Source organism: Frankia sp. AiPa1, from assembly GCF_023243075.1.
Lineage (GTDB): Bacteria > Actinomycetota > Actinomycetes > Frankiales > Frankiaceae > Frankia.
Window position 1 is genome coordinate 137,910 of sequence record NZ_JALKFZ020000001.1, and the last position, 18,133, is coordinate 156,042.

General features: G+C 71.5%; 11 protein-coding genes. 5 read left to right on the top strand and 6 right to left on the bottom strand.

All coding sequences use genetic code 11. From position 1 onward, the window contains the following. Window position 1: 1 nt before the first annotated feature. The 3 genes from pcrA to guaA all read right to left on the bottom strand — a co-directional run bounded on the left by pcrA (window position 2) and on the right by guaA (window position 5,756). A complete protein-coding gene (gene pcrA / locus MXD95_RS00515; protein WP_250638483.1) occupies window positions 2-2,623 on the bottom strand; it encodes a DNA helicase PcrA in 2,622 nt (873 codons plus the stop codon). 54 nt (window positions 2,624-2,677) lie between these two features. Continuing rightward, window positions 2,678-3,802 (bottom strand): pyridoxal-phosphate dependent enzyme, encoded by a 1,125-nt coding sequence (locus tag MXD95_RS00520; RefSeq protein ID WP_374121927.1) that lies wholly within the window; start codon window positions 3,800-3,802, stop codon window positions 2,678-2,680. 373 nt (window positions 3,803-4,175) lie between these two features. Further along, window positions 4,176-5,756 carry a glutamine-hydrolyzing GMP synthase gene (gene guaA, locus MXD95_RS00525; protein WP_250638624.1) on the bottom strand — a complete coding sequence of 527 codons (1,581 nt, stop codon included), beginning with the start codon at window positions 5,754-5,756 and terminating at the stop codon, window positions 4,176-4,178. Between the two features lie 700 nt (window positions 5,757-6,456). Between guaA and MXD95_RS28365 the strand changes: the two genes are divergently transcribed. Genes MXD95_RS28365 through MXD95_RS00550 form a run of 4 tightly spaced genes read left to right on the top strand, consistent with a single transcriptional unit; the run spans window position 6,457 to window position 11,627 of the window. Further along, a complete protein-coding gene (locus MXD95_RS28365) occupies window positions 6,457-10,191 on the top strand; it encodes a sensor histidine kinase (protein ID WP_285223465.1) in 3,735 nt (1,244 codons plus the stop codon). Window positions 10,192-10,242: 51 nt separating this feature from the next. Next, window positions 10,243-10,665 (top strand): roadblock/LC7 domain-containing protein, encoded by a 423-nt coding sequence (locus MXD95_RS00540; RefSeq protein WP_248820579.1) that lies wholly within the window; start codon window positions 10,243-10,245, stop codon window positions 10,663-10,665. Between the two features lie 25 nt (window positions 10,666-10,690). Beyond that, window positions 10,691-11,050, top strand: coding sequence for a DUF742 domain-containing protein (locus MXD95_RS00545; RefSeq protein WP_250638484.1), 360 nt, complete (start codon window positions 10,691-10,693; stop codon window positions 11,048-11,050). Continuing rightward, the gene (locus tag MXD95_RS00550) at window positions 11,031-11,627 is read left to right on the top strand and encodes a GTP-binding protein (RefSeq protein ID WP_250638485.1); all 597 of its coding nucleotides are present in this window, start codon (window positions 11,031-11,033) and stop codon (window positions 11,625-11,627) included. The genes MXD95_RS00545 and MXD95_RS00550 overlap by 20 nt, the downstream gene beginning before the upstream one ends. Window positions 11,628-11,757: 130 nt before the next feature. On the opposite strand, the gene MXD95_RS00555 is transcribed toward MXD95_RS00550, so the two are convergent. The 3 genes from MXD95_RS00555 to MXD95_RS00565 form a co-directional block, all read right to left on the bottom strand. Further along, complete coding sequence (locus MXD95_RS00555) at window positions 11,758-13,164, bottom strand: ABC transporter substrate-binding protein (RefSeq protein ID WP_250638486.1); 1,407 nt, start codon at window positions 13,162-13,164, stop codon at window positions 11,758-11,760. A 134-nt stretch (window positions 13,165-13,298) separates the two neighbouring features. Then, on the bottom strand, window positions 13,299-14,108 hold the full coding sequence (locus MXD95_RS00560) for a hypothetical protein (protein WP_250638487.1): 810 nt from the start codon (window positions 14,106-14,108) through the stop codon (window positions 13,299-13,301). Window positions 14,109-16,530: 2,422 nt separating this feature from the next. Then, window positions 16,531-17,811 carry a hypothetical protein gene (locus MXD95_RS00565; protein WP_250638488.1) on the bottom strand — a complete coding sequence of 427 codons (1,281 nt, stop codon included), beginning with the start codon at window positions 17,809-17,811 and terminating at the stop codon, window positions 16,531-16,533. A gap of 52 nt (window positions 17,812-17,863) precedes the next feature. On the opposite strand from MXD95_RS00565, the gene MXD95_RS00570 reads away from it, so the two are divergent. Next, complete coding sequence (locus MXD95_RS00570) at window positions 17,864-18,064, top strand: hypothetical protein (protein WP_250638489.1); 201 nt, start codon at window positions 17,864-17,866, stop codon at window positions 18,062-18,064. The last annotated feature ends 69 nt before the right edge of the window (window positions 18,065-18,133 follow it).

Genomic DNA, 18,133 nt, shown 5'->3' on the forward strand with positions numbered 1-18,133 from the left:
GTCAGAGCTTCTCGACGGGGGCGTAGCGCAGCAGGAGCCGCTTCGTTCCGACCTCGGCGCCGAAGTCGATGGTCGCCTCGATCGAGTCGCCGATCCCGGCGAGGGAGACCACCAGGCCGAGACCGAAGCTGTCGTGCGTCACCCGATCTCCCTGGTGCAGTTCGACGACGGGACGCGCGGCCGGACGGGAACGGTTGTTGAACGGCGAGTTCGGCAGCGACCGGCGGGGCGCCGCCGTCCCGCCACCGGCGCCCATGCCACCGCCGGTGCCCCCGGCCGCACCGGATCCACCACCGAGAGCGCTGCCCCCCGAACCCGCGCCCCAGGTACGGGTGGCCGGCGGCGGAGCCGCTTCGGCAAGGCGGCGCCAGTCGATGAGCGCGTCCGGCACCTCGCCGAGGAAGCGGGACGGCGGATTGTAGGCCGGCTGCCCCCATGCGCTGCGGACCACCGAGCGGGTCAGATAGAGCCGCTCCCGGGCTCGGGTGACCCCGACGTAAGCGAGGCGGCGCTCCTCCTCCATCTGGGTGGGATCACCGAGGGTGCGCAGATGTGGGAAGACCCCGTCCTCGAGGCCGGTGAGGAAGACGACGGGGAATTCGAGGCCCTTCGCGCTGTGCAGGGTCATGAGGGTGACGACGCCGTCGGACCCGTCGTCGGTGGGGACCTGGTCGGCATCCGCGACCAGGGAGACCTGCTCGAGGAACCCCGCCAGGGTGCCCTCGGGGTCGCGCGCCACGAACTCCTGCACGACACCGACGAACTCCTGCAGGTTCTCCACCCGGCCCTGAGACTCGACGGTGTCCTCGGTGAGCAGTTCGGACAGGTAGCCGGTGCGCTCCAGCACCGCCTCGACCAGCGCGACCGGGCCCTCGGCCTGCATCGCCCGCAGGCCGGCAAGCAGCGCGACGAACTCGCGCACCGCCTTCGCCGAGCGGGCCGCGATGCCCGGGATCTCGGTCACCCGCTCGAGGGCCGCGCCGAAGCCGATCCGCTCGACCTCGGCGAAACCGGCCAGCGCCGCCTCCGCCCGATCCCCGATCCCGCGGCGCGGGACGTTCAGGATCCGCCGCAGGTTGACCGTGTCCGCCGGGTTGGCCAGCACCCGCAGGTAGGCCAGCAGGTCCCGGATCTCGCGCCGCTCGTAGAAGCGCACCCCGCCGACCACCCGGTAGGGCAGCCCGACCCGGACGAAGATTTCCTCGAAGACGCGGCTCTGCGCGTTGGTCCGATAGAACACCGCCGTGTCCGCCGGACGGGCGAGCCCGGCGTCGGTGAGCCGGTCGACCTCCTCGGCAACGAAGGCTGCCTCGTCATGCTCGTTGTCGGCGACGAAACCGACGATCTTCTCCCCGTCACCGGCCTCGGACCACAGCCGCTTGGCCTTGCGCTGACCGTTGCGGGCGATCACCGCGTTGGCGGCGGACAGAATGGTCTGGGTCGACCGGTAGTTCTGCTCCAGCAGGATCACCGCGGCGTCGGGGAAGTCCTCCTCGAACTCCACGATGTTGCGGATGTTCGCCCCACGGAAGGCGTAGATCGACTGGTCGGCGTCGCCGACCACGCACAGCTCGCCTGGCGGCACCGCCCCGGAGGGCCAGGTGACCGTCCCGCCCGCCGCGTCACCGTCGCCGTCCGAAGGTCCGTCGCCGTCCGAAGTTCTGTCCGGGCCGGCGCCGCGGGCCGAGCCGCTGCCCTGCGCGAGGCCGAAGGCCGCGTCTGCCCGCCGGTCGGACGCGGGGTCGTGGGCCCGCTGGCCGACGAGTTCGCGCACCAGGACGTACTGGGCATGGTTGGTGTCCTGGTATTCGTCCACCAGGACGTGCCGGAAGCGGCGCCGGTAGTGCTCGGCGACGTCGGGGAACGCCTGCAGCAGGTTCACCGTCGTCATGATGAGATCGTCGAAGTCGAGGGCGTTCGCCTGCACGAGGCGCTGCTGGTAGGCGGCGTACACCTCGGCCACGGTGCGCTCGGGGTGGCTCGTCGCCCGGTCGCGGGCCACCTCCCAGTCGATCAGCTCGTTTTTGAGGTTGCTGATCTGTGCTGCCAGGCCGCGGGCCGGATGCCGCTTGGGGTCGAGGTCGAGATCCCGGGTGACCAGGGCGATCAGGCGCTGCGCGTCGGCGGCGTCATAGATGGAGAACGAGGAGCCGAAGCCCAGCCGCTTCGCCTCCGAGCGCAGGATGCGCACGCAGGCCGAGTGGAACGTGCTCACCCACATCGCCCGGGCCCGCGGGCCGACGAGCGCGCTGACCCGCTCGCGCATCTCGGCGGCGGCCTTGTTCGTGAACGTGATCGCCAGGATCTCCCCCGGCCGTACGCCGCGGGCCGCCAACAGGTAGGCGATCCGGTGCGTGAGCACCCGGGTCTTCCCAGAGCCCGCACCAGCGACCACCAGCAGCGGCGCGCCGATGTGGACCACCGCGGCCCGCTGCTGCGGGTTGAGGCCGTCCAGCAGTCCCTCCGCGTCGAGGCGGGGCGACCCGCCCCACCCGCCGGGGGACTCCTCACCGGCTGCCGGGGCGAGTACCGCGGGGCCGAACAGGTCGTAGGGCACGCCTGCGGCCGCACCGGGGGGACCGCCGGCCTCCGCACCACGGGGCTCACCGAACAGAGTGCTCATGCAACCTCGATCATCCGTTCGACCTCGAACCGGGCGGCACGCGGCACCATCCCGTCAGACCACCCTATGGGGGTGACGATCCGGCCTCACCCGGCGGGCCGTCCCGGCAGTGGTCCGCGTTCTGCCGGGCGTCGCGGCCAGCGTCTCCACCCGGGCGGCCACGGCCGGATCGATATTGCCACCGGACAGGACCGCCACCGTAGTCCCCTCGGCCAGCTCGCCGTGCCGCAGCAGCGCCGCGACCGCGGCTGCCCCGGCGGGCTCCACCACAAGCCCGGACCGGTACAGCCGCACCATCGCCGACCAGAACGCGTCCTCGTCGACAGTCACCACGTCGTCCACCAGACTACGGGCGTCCACCAGGCTGAGCGCGAGCGCGAGCGGGAGGCGGCCCGGCTCCCGCACCGCCATACCGTCGGCGATCGTGCGCAGGTCCGTGGTGGGTGGCCGGCGCCCCGTGCGCAGGGCGGTGGCGAAGGCGGGAGCCAGCTCCGACTGGACGCCGATCACCCGGATGCCCGGCCGACGCGCCCGCAGCGCCACGGCAAGCCCGCTGACCAGTCCGCCACCGCCGACCCCGACCAGAACGGTGCGCACATCCGGCACCTGGTCGAGCAGTTCCAGGCCGATCGTGCCCTGCCCGGCGATCACCGACGGATCGTCGAAGGGATGCACGAGCAGCCGGCCCCCCTCGGCGGCGAACCGCGCGGCGGCGGCCAACGCCGCCTCCACCCCGCCCGGGACCTCCTCGACCCGCGCCCCCAGCCGGCGGGTCCGGGCGACCTTGACCGGGTTGGCTCCCGCCGGTACGAAGATCGTCGCCGGCACGCCGAAGGCTGCCGCCGCGTACGCCACCCCCTGGGCGTGGTTACCGGCGCTGGCCGCGACGACCCCGCGTGCCCGCGCCCGCGAGTCGGCGAGCGCCACCCGGTGGTAGGCGCCGCGCAGCTTGAACGAGCCGGTGTGCTGCTCCTGCTCGCACTTGAGCCAGACCGGCACGCCGAGCTCGGCGGACAGATCGGCATCACGCACGACCCGCGTGCGTGCGGCGACACCGCCCAGCACCCGGGCCGCGGCCTCGACCTCGGAGGCCAGACGCGCCACGTCGGCTACGGTCGGTCCCCGCACCTCGGCCGCGGGCGGCAGCGTGGCCGCCTCAACCGCGCGAGGGCGAGTCACTGCCTGGCCCTCGCGCGGCGGAGCCACCGCACGCCCGGCCCCAGCCGCCCGCAGCCCCGCACGGCAGCCACGCGGCGGGGGCGCTGACCGGGGTGTGGACCGGGTGGGTGACGGGACGGTGGAGGCTGGCTCGTCGTCGGCGGCTGGTGCGGTCATGGCGGCCTCTCCGGTGGCGATGCGGCCACCTCACCGTGGCCGCGGCAACAAAAAAGCCCCCCGCCGAAAGACGGAAGGGCTTGGCGCGCGGACCCGGTACTCGGGTGCGCGCCTACGTAATGGCCATCTGCTGCACGGTCACCTTCCCAGGGTGCTCGCCGGAGGCCGGGACGTCAAACGGAGTCCCGGCTCCCGACGGACGATCCAGACGGCGGCGTCACTCCCACTCGATGGTGCCTGGCGGCTTCGACGTGATGTCGTAGACAACCCGGTTGACCTGGGCGACCTCGTTGACGATCCGGTTGGAGATCCGCTCGAGCAGGTTGTACGGCAGCCGGGCCCAGTCTGCGGTCATCGCGTCCTCGCTGGTCACGGCGCGCAGCACGACGGGATGGCCGTAGGTGCGCTCGTCGCCCTGCACGCCGACGGAGCGCACGTCAGCGAGCAGCACCGCGAAGACCTGCCAGATCTCCCGGTCGAGGCCGGCACGACGGATCTCGTCCCGGACCACCGCATCGGCGGCGCGGACGATGTCCAGGCGCTCGGGGGTGACCTCGCCGATGATGCGCACGGCGAGCCCCGGCCCGGGGAACGGTTGGCGCCAGACAATCTCCTCGGGCAGGCCGAGCTCCTCCCCGAGGTGGCGGACCTCGTCCTTGAACAGGGCACGCAGCGGCTCCACCAGGCCAAACTGTAGATCATCCGGCAGGCCGCCGACGTTGTGGTGAGACTTGATCTTAGCGGCGGTAGCCGAGCCCGACTCGATCACGTCGGGATACAGCGTGCCCTGGACGAGATAGTCGATCGTCTCGCCCTCGGCCTCGGCTCGGGCCTCGAGCTCGCGGGCCGCCGCCTCGAAGACCCGGATGAACTCCCGACCGATGATCTTCCGCTTCTGTTCGGGTTCGGTGACCCCGGCGAGCGCGGCGGCGAACCGGTCCGCCGCCTTGACGTGGACGAGCTCCACCCCCGTCGAGGCGACGAACTCCCGCTCGACCTGTTCGGCCTCCCCCTCCCGCAACAGGCCGTGATCGACGAACACACAGGTCAGGGCATCACCGACGGCCCGGTGCACGACGGCCGCGGCCACCGCGGAGTCCACTCCGCCGGACAGGCCGCAGATCAGCCGGCTGGTGCCGACCCGGGTCCGCACGGCCGCCACCGCCTCGTCGACGATGTTGACCATCGTCCAGGTCGGTCGACATCCGGCGCCCGTGTGCAGGAAGTGCCGCAGCACGTCCAGGCCACGCTCGCTGTGCAGGACCTCCGGGTGGAACTGGACGCCGTACAGGCGCCGTTCGGGGTCCTCGAACGCGGCGACCGGGGTCGACGGGGTCGACGCCGTCACCCGGAAGCCAGGGGGCGCCTCGGTCACCGAGTCACTGTGGGACATCCACACCTGCTGCTCGACGGGCAGGCCGTCGAACAGGACACCGGGCTCGGTCACCGTCAGGCGGGTCGATCCGTACTCGGCGGTTCCGGTCCGGGCCACAGAGCCCGCGAGGGTCTGGGCCATCACCTGATGGCCATAGCAGATACCGAGGATGGGCAGCCCGGTCGCAAACAGCGCCGGGTCGACCCGGGGCGCGCCGGGCGAGTACACCGATCGCGGCCCACCAGAAAGGATCAGTGCGGACGGTCTGCGCGCGAGAAGTTCCTCGACCGGCATGTGCCACGGCACGATCTCTGAGTACACATGACATTCTCGGACCCGCCGGGCGATCAGCTGGGCGTACTGCGCACCAAAATCGATCACCAGGACCGTGTCGTACCCCGGACGCCCGGCGCCCGGACGCACCGGGGCCGGCCCGCGGGCGGGTACGCCACTCGCCACCGCATCGGCATGCCGCGGTCTCACGCTGTGACCAGCGTCGTCGCGCTGTATCTCGCTCACCGCGCCAGCCTACGGATGCGCGTCCACCTTCGGGGGGCGCGGGCCAAGGGGCCCGACGGGGCGCCCGATCGTGCCCACAACCACCCAAGAGTGCCAATACCCCAAAGGTGCAATGCCCTGCGGGCAAGCCCGAACACCGGAACAGCCGGTGTCGTAGATGCCTGAGATGCCGGATTTTCCACTGTTGGCTCCTCTGTCCAGTACAAGCCTCTCGGCCCGATGGCGTACGTTGTTGCGTCGTACGCCTGGTTACCGGGACGGTCACGGCGCGCACTCCAGTTACAACGGACACCCGGCCACGAACGGGCTTACGGTGGGCACCTTTCGGATGACGACTTCGTACCGCTATGGTGCTTGACAAGGGACATCCGGGCCCGATACCGAGCCCTCCGGCACGACGTGTTCCGGGGGGCTGGCGGAGAGGTTGCGAAGGTACGTGCGCAGACAACCGATGGCCAGCAGCACGGGCATCGCCGCAGACTCAGAGCCGTCCTCGGCCCAGGGTCTACCCGTGGACAGCGAGGACGGCGCGGCAGGGCCGCATGACGATCGCCCTCCGACATCACCAGGGCCCGCGGGGTCGAGCTTCGGCCGGCTTCGCCACATGGCCACCACCCCCACGAACTGGCGAGTTCGGACGAAGCTGATCGCGATCCTGATCGTTCCGGTCGTCGCGATCGTGGCCTACTCCTCCATCGCGGCCGGTTCGGTGCTGACCAACACCCGCGATGTCAACCGGATCTCCAACCTCACCCGGATCAGCAAGTCCGCGATCACTCTCGTCCAGGCGCTCCAGATGGAGCGGACGTACACCACCGGATTCGTCGCAAGTGGTGACATCGGTTCTCGCAACTCGGACGCGCTCCCCGCACGCAAGGCAGCAGTAAATGATGCCTATCAGGCATACAAGTCGGTGGCTGACGGACGGCGCGGCTCGTTCGGAACCACGACCCGTAACGCGCTTGACGATGTGCGCAACCGGATGGACGCGCTTCCAGCCAAGCGGCAGACGATCCAGGGCCTGGTCGACCCGCGAGCCGTCGGAACCGCATATCAACCGATCATCGACTCACTGCTCCAGCTGCTCCAGCTGATCCCGCAAGGGAATGACGACCAGCAACTCAACGACGGCGTCAGGGCGGCATATCTACAGATCTCCGCGACCGAACTACTGGCGGAGCAGCAGGCGCTCGTACTGCGGCTGATCCAGCAGAGTGACACGCCGTTCCTCGAGTCGGATTTCCGTGAGTTCCTGTCGGCCGAGACCCAGCGTTCCCGCGACCACGACGGCATCGAGGACATCAGGAGCTCCACCCTGCTTGCCCTCTACGAACCGACGGTTGACGCGGACAGCGACGGCGACATCAACAAGACTGAAAACTACGTCGAGCAAATCCTCAACGCGCCCATCGGCCAGGCCCTGAACATCGCGTCGGAGAGCTGGAACCGCTCCAGTCAGGAATCCATCGACATCAGCATCGACGCGACGAGCAGGATGCTCGACGTGGTCGACAGCCGGGTCGACACCCTGCGCGGCACCATCCAGCGTCGGGCGCTGCTGGCCGGCCTGCTGGTCGTGCTCATCCTGGCGGCCGCGCTGCTGGCCGCGCTGATCGTGGCGCGTTCGCTGGTACGACCGCTGCTGGCACTGCGGACCGCCGCGCTCGACGTCGCCGACCGCCGCCTGCCCGACGCCGTGCGCCGACTGCGCGACTCCACCGACCAGAACTTCGACGACGCCATCGAACCCGTCGGTATCGACACCGACGAGGAGGTAGGTGACGTCGCCCGGGCCTTCGACGAGGTCCACCGCGAAGCGGTCCGGCTGGCCTCCGAACAGGCATCGCTGCGAAACAACGTGAACGCGATGTTCGTGAACCTGTCCCGACGCAGCCAGGGGCTGGTGGAACGCCAGCTTCGCCTGATCGACGACCTGGAGAATCGCGAACAGGATCCCGACCAGCTGTCCAACCTGTTCAAACTCGACCACCTCGCCACCCGAATGCGGCGAAACAACGAAAGCCTGCTGGTGCTCGCCGGCACCGACACCGCGCGGCGCTGGACGCACCCCGTTCCGCTCAACGAGGTGGTACTCGCGGCCATCTCCGAGGTGGAGCAGTACACCCGGGTGAAGCAGACCTCGGCCGCGCCGGTCTCCATCGCCGGCAACGGTGTCAGCGACGTGGTGCACCTGGTCGCGGAGCTGCTGGAGAACGCCACCTCGTACTCGCCACCGGTGACCGAGGTACGGGTGACGAGCCACTCGCTCGGGCCAGGCGCCGGCGCGATGATCGAGATCGAGGACCAGGGCATCGGCATGCCCGCCAAGGAGCTTGAACGGGTCAACGAACGGCTGGCCAACCCGCCGGTCGTTGACGTGTCGGTCTCCCGGACGATGGGCCTTTTCGCCGTCGGTCGGCTGGCCGGCCGGCACGGCATTCGCGTGCAGCTGCGCGAATCCTCCTCCGGCGGGATCACGGCGGTGGTGCGACTTCCCGCCCGGCTCGTCACCGGGGACGGTGCCGGCGGCGCTGGAGGCCGGATACCGGCGCTCAACCGGCCCGCCACGGTCCCAGCCATCGCCGCGGGCGACGACGCCGGCCGGCCGGGCATCGACCCGGCCGCCACAGGTCCCGGCACGATCGCGTTGCCAGCCGGAACCGGGGGAACAGCCAATGGGGCGGGCAACGGCCGGCACACTCCGGCCGTTGCCCCCACCGGATCGCAAAGCCTGTTCGACGACACCAGCGGGACGCACCGGTTCCCGAAGACTGGCCCGTTCCCGCTCACCGGACCGTTGGCGATTCCGCCCGGCTCCGACCGCACTGGCCCACACCCGCTGCCGAGCCGTCCAGGCCTCGGGCTCGAGGAGTTCGGCACCACAACGGACGAGCGGCCGGCCCGCGAGCGCGGCATCGAGGATGTTCGCGACCGCGCGACCGGTGCCACCCGCGGGACCGGCGGGCCCGGCCGCACCGGGCCTGGGCACACCGGGCCCGGCTTCACCGCTCCTGAGCTCACAGGTCCTGGCCCTGCTGCCGGTCCCGGACTCACCGGACCTCGCACTGTCCCCACCGACAGGACACCCACCGGACCGACCGTGCCCGGTTTCACCGGGAACGACGAGGATCAGCGTGGGATCATCGACCGCGGTGGGCCTGATGGCCGACCCGATCCGGACGGGCTGACACCCGACACCGAGACGATCGAACGGCGTGGACTGCCCCGGCGTGAGCCGGGCTCGAACGAACCGAGAGATCAGACGCCCTTCAGGGACAGCCGCTGGTCGACCCGCCCCAGAGCGGACGATCTCGACCCGGGGCCGGGTGCGTTCGAGCGACGGTCCGTCCGCGAGCGGCCGGATGCCGCGAACCTCACCACGGGTGTGCGGGGCGCCGAGAGGGCCGAGCGAACCAGCACGGCCGAGGCACCTGACATCCCGCGTGGGCCCGAGCGCCAAGAGGCACCTACCGGCCCACGAACCGGACCGCATCGCATCCCGGCCGAGGAGGATCAGGAAGCGCCAGTGGCGGCCACCGCGGAAGCGGGTGGCGAGATCGATGACGTCGAGACGTCGCCGATCTTCGATTCGGTGTCGGCCTGTTACCCGCGCCGCAGCCCGGTTCCGCCCGCCGCCGGGGCCGCGGCGGCGGGCAGGCCTGGCCATAGCGTGACCCGCCCGGTCACGACGGGCCCGGTCGTGACCGCCGCGGGGGCGGCGTCGGCCGTACCCACCGCGGTCACGGCAGCCACCGCCCCGACCGGTCCGACAGCGGTTCCGGCGCCTCCCATCCCGGCACCGCAGATCCCGGACCAGGCGCCGGAGCCCCTTGCGGCCAGTGCTCCCCTCCCCCGACCGGGTATCGGCGGTGCCTTCGGGCACCGAGTTCCGATGCGTCCGGCCAGCGACCCGCTCACCGGGCCCCGTCCAGCCCCCGTGGACGACCCCGTGGTGGAGGCGCCGCGTACCCCCCGCCCGTGCGCCCCAGAGCCAGCCGCAACCCGCGGTGGCGGCGCAGGCCGCGTCCGGGGCATACCAGGCGGGTGGGCCGCCGACAGGTCCCCAGCACGTGGGGGCACAGCCGGCGCAGCCCGCAGGCCGGGAGGACTGGAGTTCCCCCGGCGACGCCGGTTGGCAGGCAGCCGAGGCGTTGCGCCGACCGACCTCCGGTGGCGTGACCCGCTCGGGCCTACCGGTGCGAGTTCCCATGACCCATCTCGTGCCCGGCAGCGCCGAATCCGCGCCAAGCCGGCGTCCCACCGAGACCTCGTCTCGGTCCCCGGAAGCCGTCGGTGGCCGGCTGGCCAGCTTCTACCAGGGCGTCCGGCAGGGACGTGATGTCGGTGTCGACACCGCGAGGAGCCCCCGTCGTGATGCGCAGGAGGAACGGTGACACCCGTGAGTTCTGATGCCCAGAACCTCAACTGGTTGATCAACAATTTTGTCGACCGCGTGCCGGGTGTCGCCCACACCGTGGTGGTGTCCGCGGACGGCCTGCTGCTGGCCGTCTCGGACGGCTTTCCCCGGGACCGGGCCGACCAGCTCGCCGCGGTCGCCTCAGGGCTGGTCAGCCTGACCCAGGGCGCCGCCCGGGTGTTCGAGGCCGGGGCGGTGACGCAGACAGTCGTCGAGATGGAGCACGGTTTCCTGTTCATCATGGCGATCAGCGATGGGGCGAGCATGGCAGTGCTCGCCGCGCCGTCCTGCGACATCGGGCTGGTCGGCTACGAGATGGCCCTGCTGGTCAGCCGGGCGAAGGATGTCCTGACCCCGGCGCTGCGTGCCGAGCTGCAGGGAACGCTTCCGCGGTGAACGAGCGGAAGCACGGGGAGTCAGGGTGAGTATCGATCCCGACAGCGCGCCGGGTCCGGTCGTCCGGCCCTACGCGAGGACTGGCGGGCGAACACGGTCACGTTATGAGCTCGCCATTGAGGCACTCGTCATCACGACGTCTCTCGGCGAGGAACGGGCCGTCAGCCTCAACATCGAGCAACAGACCATCGCCGCCATGTGCCGGCAGGTGCGATCCATCGCGGAGATCGCCGCCGGGCTCCGGGTGCCTCTGGGAGTGGCCCGCGTGCTGGTCGGCGATATGGCAGACGAGCGCATAGTCCGCGTGTACCAGCAGCCTGACCGCGACGAGGCACCGGATCTCGCGCTGCTCGAAAGGGTTCTCAGTGGCCTTCGAAAGCTCTGACAACAGGAGGATCAACTCCTCCGTCGCCACGACCTCGGTCAAGATCGTGGTCGCGGGCGGCTTCGGTGCCGGGAAGACCACCTTCGTGGGCTCGGTGTCGGAGATCGTCCCGCTGCGCACCGAGGCCGTCATGACCGAGGCCGGTGCGCATGTCGATGACCTGACCCACCTGGCGGACAAGACGACGACCACGGTCGCGATGGACTTCGGCCGTGTCTCGCTCGACGAGGACCTGATCCTCTATCTGTTCGGGACACCCGGGCAGTACCGCTTCTGGTTCATGTGGGACGACATCGTCCGCGGTGCCATCGGGGCCATCGTCCTGGCCGACACCCGCCGGCTCGCCGACTGCTTCGCCGCCGTCGACTACTTCGAGCAGCGCCAGCTGCCGTTCGTCGTCGGGGTCAACTGCTTTGACGGCATCCTGCGGCACTCCATCGAGGACGTCCGGGAGGCGCTGCAGATCAGCCCGACCGTGCCGATCATCACCTGCGACGCCCGTAACCGTGACTCGACGAAGAGTGCGCTGATCGCGGTGGTGGAGCACACGATGTCACGAGCGGCCGCGCGGGCCTGAGCCGGGGCTGGCGGCTGGGGGCAGCGAGCGGCTCCCAGCCGCCAGCGACGTTTCAAGCCCCGATGCCACCACGGAAGGCTCGGCCGCAGCCCCAAGCCCGCCGGTGAGCGGGGCCCGGCCCGCCGTCCGCTCAGGCCAGCCCGGACGGCAGGTCCTGCAACTGCCCGTCGGCCGGAACCCGGCTGTTGCGGCTGTTGTTCACGACCCGGAGGGTGAGTTCGTTGTTGATCTGCGCCCACTGACCACCGACCGCGGCGACCCGCGCGACGTTCTTCGGCACGTTCGACGGGGTTCCGAACGCCACCGGGCCGACGATCGTCTGAGCGTCGACCTCACGGATCGCCGCGACGATAGCCTCCCGCTCCAGCGACTCGGCGCTGCCCAGCGCTTTGACGGCGACCTCGAACAACGCGTTGACGAAACCGAGCACCGGCGTCCACCCGAGACCGGTGGTGCGGATGAACTCGTTCGCCAGGTCCTTGGCGGAGCGGTTCTCCAGGGAGCTGCGGTATGGATGGCTCGGGGACCAACCGATCTCCGTGGTGAGCCCGTTACCGGTGGACCCGAACTTCAGCACGTCCTCCGGGAAGTCGAGGGCCTTGGAGAAGGTCAGCGCCTTCGGGCTGAAGCCGTCGGTGCGGACCGCGCGCTGGAAGTTGTAGAAGTCCGTCGTCCGCAGGATTCCGGAGACAGCCTCGACCCCCTTGGACACGAAGGCCGAGCGGTACTGGCCGAAGTCCGACGTACCACTCACGAAGCCGTTGCCCGGCGAGACCACCTCGAAACCGTAGTCCTGGGCCCGCGGAATGCCAAAGTCCTTGTTGGCGAAGGCACGACCATCATCGTCGTCGGTGTACACCAACCCCACTTTGGTGATGCCCAGCTGGCTCCACATCGCCACGTAGGCGGCAACGATGTCGTCCACACCGGGATAAAAGTGGTAGGTCCAGTGGAAGGGCATGTTGGTATTGCCGCCACGGCCGTACCACCACGCCTGCCAGGGGACGACACTTGAGATGCAGGGAACCTGGTTGATCTCGCACTGGTCGGCGACCGGAATCGCCGTGTCGGAGGTGCCGCCGACGAGGACCACATCGACGTTGTCCTTGTAGATCAGGTCGGTCGTCGCGATGCCGGCCTGATGCCGGTCCGACTGGGAGTCACGCACGACGATATCGACCGGGTACGTACGGCCGCCGACCTTAATACCATCGGCGAGCACTGTGCGCATCCGTTGGACGACGAACGCGTCGACGGAGCTGTAGGCATCGAGCTCGCCGGTACGGGGCAGCACATAGCCGATCCGGATATGGCGGGCACCGCCCGAAGACGACGACGAGCCGCCGCAGGCGGCAAGCAGCCCCGCGGCCGGTGCGGCCACGGCGGCGGTCCCGGCCCAGCGCAGCAGGCGGCGCCGGTCGAGGGAGGGGATCTCCGGCGCACGTGCCGGGCCCGCAGACATCTCTCCAGGCATGGCCGTCCGGTCAACGGATCCGGAGCCGCGATCGCCATCCTTACCACGGTCAGAGCTGAGCATGAGCCGATCCTGCCGCACCCCCGTTTAAACCCGACAACCGGGGTCCGGTGTCACGAGGGCCGCCCGATCACTCTAATCGGGTGTAACCGACATACTGTCGCCTTTGCTTACGGTCAGCGTAGGGTCGAATGTTCTCAGTTCACGCCGCAGAATCGGTGCGGCGCCGATCCACTCGCCTTGAGATCCAGCGTGCCCTGCGCCCTGCCTCCGATTCCTCCGCCCGGCTTGGCGATGTGCGTGGCCTGGAGATCCTTAAGCGGGCCGCTGGTGAACTTCACCTCGCCGATCACGTTCGCGCCGTCGTTGCCCGACACCGCGGTAATCGTGTACTGGCCGGCCTGTCCGCCCCAGCTGTAGGCGCCGGCGGTCCGCTCCACCCGCAGGACCCCGACCACCGTGTCGGACAGCTTCAGCGGCGTCGTACCCGTAACCAGCCGACACTGCCAGTCTCCGTCGATCATGGCCTTGCCGGTGAGCGCATCGGGGTTGGTGGGCACAACCGGGGCGGCGCTGGCCGACGGGCCGGCCGCTGTGCCCCCGCTGCCCCCGTCCCCGCGCAGCACGACATATCCGCCGACCGCGAGCAGAGCGACGACCAGGGCGACCGCCAGCGGGCCGATCCACCCCTGCCGAAGCCAGGCCAGCCGGTCATCGGGTCCCAGCTCGTCGTCGAGGTCCACCGAGGCGGGATCCAGCTGGTCCGCCGGTTCGTACGGACCGGACGGGGCCGCATCCCGACCTGCGCGCCGCCGCGGTCCGGTCTGGCCGCCGGTGGTGTCGCCCGGCAGCCGTGCGGCCCGGCGCCCTCCGGGGCCGGTTGCCGCGTGAGCCGCACCCGAGGCCCGCCGACGTCGCTCGCCGGTATCGGCCTGGCGGCGCGCTCCGGTCCGTTCCTCCGATGCCTCGTTGGCACGTTCGCCACTGCCGGACGCAACCGGCTGCAAGCTGTTCGTATCGGTCACCGGGTTGGGTGTGCGCCGGCGATCCGCCGGCACACTGCGGCCGGTGGGTTTACGCACGGATCGGGACGGCTGCCACCCGCTGTCCTCACCACTGGACTGTTCCCCAGCGCCCGACCGACCCCGGCCACTCGAACCGGCACGCCGCGTGACCAGAGACGTCATCTCGGCAGGTGTCTCGGGCCGACGCCCGGCTCGTCCGGGAACGGGTGTCGGTGCCGGACGTGCCGGCACGGGCATCGGACCGGAACGGCCCGGTACAGGTGTCGGACCGGAACGGCCCGGTACAGGTGTCGGACCGGAACGGCCTGGGGCAGCGGATGGTCCGGTGCCCGCTGGTCCGGCTGGGCCTGGCAGGTGGGTCTCGCCGGGCGGCGCCCCGCCCGGCCGGTAGAGCGGCCGGGCCGACAGCATCGTCTCCTCGACCCGCCGCGGCGCCACCGCGGCTGGCCGTGCCATCGGGGCGCCAGTCCCGCCGGCGCCCGGTATCGGGGACATCCCATCAGGTCGCGGTACGTCGCGCGGCACCGGGCCGCCGCGTGTGGGGGACGCCGGATGGTCACCCGAGACAGGCCCGGTCGGCACGCGCCATCCCGGGCCAGCACCACCCGTCCGGCCAGCGTCACCCGTCCGGCCAGCACCGTCCGTCCGGCCGACAGCACCCGCGCTGCGCGGCGCCGCGGCGGGCAGCGGTCCGGACAGCGGATCCTCCCGGCCGGCGGCCGGACCGAGCAGCAGGCCCGGGGGCGGCAGAGGACGGACGAAACTGCCTGTATCCGTCAGCGGGTTGCGCCAGGCGGATTCGTGCTGACCCGATCGCCATGCTCCCGTGTGCGCGGGCCCCGCCAACGGGTCCGCGCCGCGGCTGGCCCCGCCATGACCGTTGACCCCGCCATGACTGTGATCACCAGATGCCGGTCCCCGGCCTAGCGGGTCATCGGATGCCGACAGATCGCCCGGAACACCGTCGGCGGGCTGATTCCGGCGGGACATCGCGCCGGACAACGCCGACGCCGCGCCCCCACGCATCGGAGCACCGCGAGCCGCGCCCTCCGACGGCGAGCCCTGTTCCACGTCGGGGGACACCGCCGACGGTCCGTGCAGTCGGGTCGACAGCGGATCCGGCGCCCGCCACTGCCCCGCGCCGCTCTCCCGCGTGGGGCGGGGGGCCGCGTAGCTCTCAGGGCCGAATCCGCGCGGCGGGGTGGACGGGTAGGCCGGCGGCGAATCCTCGACCGGGGCGCCGGGCGAACGGGTGTCCGCGGCTCCGCCGGAGAGTGGCCGCCATCGTGGCGAACTGTGGCCGTTCCAGGGATCGGTCTGACGTTGGGCACCGGTGCCACCGGCCGGCGCATAGTGCCCTTCCGATGGCTCAGGCGAGACACCCCGAGCACCCGTCGGGTCGAAGGAGCCGGCCGTTGGCGAGGCGCCGGGTGCCCGCCCCGGTGCCTCGTGGAGATGCGCGGCCGGCTGGCCCTGCGCCGGTGCCGGAACCTGCCCGGCCGACCCACCACGGCCCATGGCCGCCGGGACGGGACGGGCCGAGATCGGGAATCCGCCGGTGAACGGGTCGGAGTAGCCGGATCCTGACCGCCCTGCCCCTGACTCCGGGGCGAGCGGACGATCCGGTGCCATCGCAGCGGCCGGTCCGCCGGGGGACACCGCCGGCAGATACGGCATGGCCGCTGGCGGCCGAGGCGCTGGCGGCGGGGCGACCGAAATCGCCGAGGAAGACGGCGGCGCGGAGGGCACGCCGTCCCTGGAGCTGGTGACATCGAACGGGTCCGCGTTGCGACGGGCCCCGTTCGCCGCGCCCGTCCCACCGGTGGGTTCCCCTGCCGGCGGTATGGCGATCGAACCTGGCGACCCGGGGTCGGCGGGGGACGGCGCGGTGGGAGGCCACGGGGTCGGGCCCCAGTGCGGCGCCGTGGCGGGCCGTGGCTCGGGCTCACCGACCCGCTCGACCGCGAAGAAGTCGTCGTCGCGACGAGCGGAGACCGGCCGGTTGAGGTCGGCGTCGTGTGTCGTCACCGGACGATCACCTGCCGCCCCGTGCCGGGCGAGCGGATCGTGGGCGTGCGGACAGACTCATGCGCAGGTGCCGCCGAACGACTCGTGCGACTCGTGCGACCTACCACACTGGCGCGCGCGCCGGTGGACGGCGGCGCAGTGTGGTCTGACGAAGGGCTCTGCGGCACAGGCCGTTGCGCCACGGCGCGGCGGCGCGCAGAATTGCACGCGCGGTGACGGGACGTGGCGTGGCGATACATCATCATCGGGCGGCATCTCCTGCCCCCCACATCAGCAAGAAGATCGGGACTGTCGTCACAGTATCTGGCAGGGCGCCAGAGGCAGCGCAGGAAGACTGTGCCAGCGATGGCGTCGGGCCACTGTACCTGGGGATCGGTCATCGCTTGTCGCGGCAGGCGGCATAGATCTCCTGCACGATCCGCTGGGACGACTGGGACTGCACGCTGGCGCTGAACCGCTCGTACTCCTCCTGGGTGTACTTGGCCTCCAGCTTGGTCAGTGTGCAGGTGCAGTAGCTCTCATTGCCGTTACTGACATCGAGGCAGGAGCCTAGGTAGGCGTCACGGACGTTCTTGGCGTACTGGCCGCGCCCGGCGGTGGCGGCGGTGGTGGTGCTCGGCGACTGACTGTCGCCCGAGCCGCCGCCCAGGGCCAGCAGGGCGACCACGCCCAGCCCGACACAGACCAGCACGACCGAGGCGAGAATCAGCAGAGTCGGACGGCGTCGCGCCGCGCGGGCGACCGCGGACACCCGGCCGGGCAGCCCCCCACCGCCGCCTGGCTGCGGGGATCGCTCGGCCGCACGCCCCCGGGATGGCGCCCAGCCCGGCCAGCCGGCGACACCTGGCTCACCGCCCGGCGAGAGATCAACGTCGTCGTCGTCCCAGTTGACGACACCCGCCGACCGCAGCGGCGTCGCGCCGCTGCGCCCGGGTGTACTGCCGGGGCGGCGGATCTCCCCCGTCTCGTCGCCGGGAGGCTGCATCGCCCCCGTCGGGCTACCTGGACGGCGAATCTCCCCCGTCTGCTCGCCGACGGCTCTCCCGAGGCTTGGAGCCCGGGTACCGTCGCGCCCGAACGGGCCGGTCTGCGCCTCGTCGACCGGCCGGGCGCCGGTCGGGTTCGCCTGCGGATGCGGGGGCGCGAGCGACCCGGTCGCGGTCCACGCGATGTGCGGCCCGGCGCCTCGCACCCCGAACTCGTCGGTGGCCGGCGCACTGTCCGCCGTCGCGCCGTCGGCAGGTACCTGGCCGACCAGGCCACCACCGTGCACGCCGCCGCCTGGTTCTGTGCCGCTCGGCAGGACAGGGGGCGTGGGCTGGGCGGTCGCCGTCCCACCAGCCTGGGTCGACCCGCCACCCTGCGTCGACCCACCGACCTGTGCCGACCCACCGACCTGTGCCGACCCACCGACCTGTGCCGAGCCACCGACCTGTGCCGTCCTGCCGGTCAGCACCGTGCCGCCGGCCGTCCCTTCCGGCGCGGCCGGGCCGGGCGCGGGCGTCTGCTCGCCGGTCAGCGCCCAGCGGCCGAACCGCGCGGCGCTGCCGTACGCCGGCAGCAGGCCCGTGCCTGCCTCGACCGGGCTCCCGGCGCCTGTGCCCGCGGCCCCGCCCACCCCGGCCGGGTCGGGTGCCGCCACGCCGGGTCCACCCACGCCGGGGACCCTCGGATCGGGATACCCCCCGCCCGATGGTGCTACCGCACTCATGCCAGCCTGGCCGGTCGATCCGCCGTCCGACGGCATCCCCCTGGCCGCGTCCGGTGTGGCCGGGGCGCTGGTGGACGAGACGCCGGTAGGCGAGGCGGGCGACGCCGCGGCGCCCGGCCACGAGGGCGCGGCGACGGAGCCTGCTGGCGGTACGGAGGATGCCGGCTGCCAGGTCTGGGCGGCCTCATCCCAGACGTAGGCGCCGTCATCACTGACCCAGCGGCCGTGCTCGTCGAGGCGCATCGGTCGTCCTTCGTGCCGGAGACGG